Source organism: Vibrio sp. 2134-1 (assembly GCF_033339495.1).
Window position 1 is genome coordinate 1 of record NZ_JAWOUS010000477.1, and the last position, 673, is coordinate 673.

The following is a 673-nucleotide window of genomic DNA, read 5'->3' on the forward strand; positions in this document are numbered from 1 at the left end:
CGAAAGCGGTATGATCTCACCATTAGATTTCATCCCAATCGCGGAGGAAAGCGGCATGATCAAAGCCATTGGCCAACAAATCTTGCTGCAAGCGTGCCGAGACACATACAAAGCCATCGAGAACAAACAGTGGCCGTCAGACTTCCAATTGCACGTGAACATTTCGGTCAATCAGCTCTCCTGCCCGGCATTTGTCGACACCGTGACACGAGTGCTGGATGTCACCAAGCTGCCTGCAAAAAACCTCACGTTAGAGATCACCGAGTCGCGCATTATTGATAGCGCACCAACGACTCTGGAAAACATGACGAAGTTGCGTGATATGGGCATTGGCAGAGCCATTGATGATTTTGGTACGGGTTACGCCTCTTTCAGTTATTTGAAGAAGTACCCTTTTGATGCCATCAAAATCGACAAGAGTTTTGTTCAGCAAATGGAAAAATCCGACGATGACCGCGCAATCATTTGTTCCATCATCCATATTGCGAAAAAACTTGAGCTGCAAGTGGTCATTGAAGGAATTGAATCGCCACAACAAGAGCAGTTTTTGATTGGCGAAGGATGCGATATCGGACAAGGCTTTTTGTACGGAAAACCGATGCCTTGTAACGAATTCGAACAAAGTTTGTTTAATCAGCGTCAAATTGGTGGCCAATACGCCTATTCTTCCTAA

The 673-nt window shown here is 45.9% G+C and carries 1 protein-coding gene; it reads left to right on the forward strand.

Annotation, left to right across the window (positions count from 1 at the left end; all coding sequences use genetic code 11):
- On the forward strand, nucleotides 1-673 hold a 673-nt coding region (locus R7R78_RS26720; protein ID WP_225474684.1), incomplete at its 5' end, for an EAL domain-containing protein.